This is a genomic window from Phenylobacterium sp., from assembly GCF_035276905.1.
Lineage (GTDB): Bacteria > Pseudomonadota > Alphaproteobacteria > Caulobacterales > Caulobacteraceae > Phenylobacterium.
Window position 1 is genome coordinate 1 of record NZ_DATELG010000337.1, and the last position, 2912, is coordinate 2912.

Consider the following 2912-nt stretch of genomic DNA (forward strand, 5'->3'; position numbering starts at 1 on the left):
CATAGATGGCAGTTTACTGAAGCACTTCTCTTCCGAACGTGGGATGATGGGAATTGGTGTATTTAGTAAACTGGCACCGTAATAGCGCCGCCACGTCGCGCGGGTCGCAGCGCAGCGCCGTGCGCTGCCCCCCGGCGGCGAGGTCAAGGGCGACTATCAGTTCCTGGGCGAGGCGAGCAGCGTCGCCGGCGCGAACCCTGTCGGCATCGCGGCGCTGTTCGGCGACAAGGATACGCTGTTCGTCTACAATTGGATGTACGGCCCCAAGCGCGCGCGGCCCTGCCCCATGTGCACCGCGCTGCTCAGCGCCCTGGACGGCAATGCCGACCATGTGCGCCAGCGGATCGCCCTGGCCATCGTCGGCCTTTCGCCGATCGAGCGGCAAGTGGCCTTCAAGGTCGAGCGCGGCTGGAAAAACCTTCCGCTCTATTTTGACGCGAACGGGAACTTCAGCCGCGACTATCACGCGATCATGGACGGCGGCACCGACACCGCGGCGATGAACGTGTTCACCCGCCGCGACGGCACCATCCGCCACTTCTGGGGCGTCGAAACGGGGACCGTGCCCGCCGACCCCGGCGAGGATCCGACCACCGCGCCGGACCTGATGCCGCTGTGGAACGTCCTCGACCTGACACCGGGCGGCCGCGGGACGGACTGGTACCCGAGTATCACCTATTGAGGCGCTTGAAGCGTGCGCGACGTTCGCGGAGCGGGCGGACGCACCTGTTTCGGTGGAATTCCGGACGCTGCAGCTACGCGCTTTTACGTAGTGCATGAAAGATCCCCGGCGATATGTCCGTTCCGGGGGGCGTCACCGAAACCTTGCCCGTTGCCGATGCTCATTCGCCGAACCCTTTGGCGGAGGGCGCGTGCGCGGCCGGACGCCCGTCGTCAAATGAAAGGGGTCGAATGTGTCCAAGTCTCTGAGCCCGGCGACCATCGCCGTCGTCAAGTCCACCGCTCCGGCGCTCCAGAAGCACGGCGTCGAAATTACCAAGCGGATGTACGCGCGCCTGTTCGTCGATCCCGAGATAAAGGCGCTGTTCGACATGGCCGCGCAGGAGTCGGGCGAGCAGCCGAAGCGCCTCGCCGCCGCCATTCTCGCCTATGCACAGAATATCGATGCATTGGACGCGCTTCAGCCGGCCGTGGAGCGGATGGCGTCAAGGCATGTCGCGACGCATGTGAAGCCGCATCATTATCCCGCCGTCGCCAATGCGCTGCTTCCCGCGATCAAGGACGTGCTTGGCGACGCCGCGACCGAGGAGGTGCTGGCCGCCTGGGGCGAAGCCTATTGGTTCCTCGCGGATGTCCTCATCGGGCGGGAAGCGCAGCTTTATGCCCGGACGTCGCAGCCTGACGGCCCGGATCTCGAATATAAGGCCGCCTGAACCGGGGGGTGCATTGCCGTGCCGCCTTCTGCGGGTGGCGACTGCTCGAACGTCGCGTGGACCGGCTTTGAATTAGGTATTGTGTCCCCGGGATTCGTTACACGCCGAGTTCCGGGACCACCTCCGGTCCCGCGCGTTTCCATTGCTTCGGCGGCCGGCCCTCGGCGATCGCGCGCAGCTCGCGCGTCAGGATGCGGCGCCACAGGACGATCGCGGCGTCGGACCGTCCCAGGAACTCTTCCTCGCGGTTCTGGATGCGGCCTTGTCCCGCCTGCACGGCGATGTCCTGGACGAGCGCGAGCTCCGGATGGTGCGCCTCGCAATAGCGGACTTCCCCGGCCCAGATCCGGTGCACGAGCGAAATGATCCCGGGCGCCTCGGCGCGGGCCTGGTGGAATTCGGCGCGCTTCTGCCAATAACGGTCGGCCTCGGCGCCGGTGACCCTGACCTTGCTCGTCGTCACCCAGATATGGTTCTCGTCGTCGACGGGCGTCGAATGGAAGGTGATCTCCGGCCACCCGCCGACGCCGTCCATCCCCGTCATCGGCGGCACGATCACGCGCACGATATTGGGCGCGTAATGGATGGTATGGCGCAGCTTTCCGTCGGCGCGCCTGCCGTAGCGCATCATGCCCCAGTCGGTTTCCTCGGCGGTGATGATCGGCAGGTCCTGCGCCAGCTTCGCGTGCGAGCCGCCGGGCTGGTGCGTGAAGGCGACATGGACCTCGTCCATGGTGTTCTCGAAGGCCTGAAGGTAATTGCAGGGCACATGATCGATCGGCCACGGATCGATCACGCCTTCGCCCTGCGATTCCGGATAGGGCGGGAAGGCCGGCGGCGCGCCCTCGCCGAAAAAGCCGTAGATCAGCCCGAACGCCTCCGCGGCGGGATAGGTCCTGATCCTGACCTTCTTCTCATATCCCGGCTCCTCGGCCGGCATCTCGACGCACTGGCCGGTACCGGCGAACTTCCAGCCGTGATAGACGCAGCGAATGGAATCCTCCTCGATCCATCCCAGGTGCAGAGGCGCGCCGCGATGCGGACAGCGAAACTGGGTGATGTGGACCGTGCCGCTTTGGCCGCGATAGAGCGTGTAATCCTCGCTCATGATCCGCAGCGGGCGCGAACGGCCGGCCGGCAATTCGGCGCTCAGCCCGATCGCGTGCCAGAATTGGCGCATGAAGATGCCGCCGGGCGTGCCGGGCGCGGTCGTCGCGAGATCGACGCTGTGGCGGCGCCGGGCCTGGCTCGGGACGTCGACGTCGTTGGACGGTTCGGCCAGTGACATCGCTTTCTCCTCATCCCGCCGCCGTCTGCGACCATTTTCCTGCAGGGTAGCGGGCCGTGTTCATCGTGCCAAGCGGCTCGGCCGCCCATGCGCGGTGGGCGCGGGTTGACAATACGGGGACACAATACTCAATTCATCTTCGGGGACGATTGGATGAATTGGGTATTGTGTCCCCGGATATTCCCAGGCGGGCAGTGTGGAGTGCACCCCGTTGCTGGGACACAGAAATT

At 65.5% G+C, this 2912-nt stretch carries 2 protein-coding genes and 1 pseudogene; 2 read left to right on the forward strand and 1 reads right to left on the reverse strand.

Annotated elements, in window-relative coordinates; genetic code table 11:
- Nucleotides 1–97: 97 nt before the first annotated feature.
- Nucleotides 98–682 (forward strand): annotated as a pseudogene (locus tag VJS38_RS15975) (DUF899 family protein); the annotation flags it as partial.
- A gap of 232 nt (nucleotides 683–914) precedes the next feature.
- Nucleotides 915–1394, forward strand: a complete 480-nt coding sequence (locus VJS38_RS15980) for a globin domain-containing protein (protein ID WP_324089145.1) — start codon at nucleotides 915–917, stop codon at nucleotides 1392–1394.
- A 97-nt stretch (nucleotides 1395–1491) separates the two neighbouring features.
- Here the strand turns inward: VJS38_RS15980 and VJS38_RS15985 are convergent, their stop codons facing one another.
- A complete protein-coding gene (locus VJS38_RS15985; RefSeq protein ID WP_324089146.1) occupies nucleotides 1492–2682 on the reverse strand; it encodes a Rieske 2Fe-2S domain-containing protein in 1191 nt (396 codons plus the stop codon).
- Nucleotides 2683–2912 lie beyond the last annotated feature (230 nt).

Coding starts and splice junctions, on each gene's coding strand:
- VJS38_RS15985 (WP_324089146.1), bottom strand. CDS start 2,682: ATGTCACTGGCCGAACCGTCCAACGACGTCGACGTCCCGAGCCAGGCC.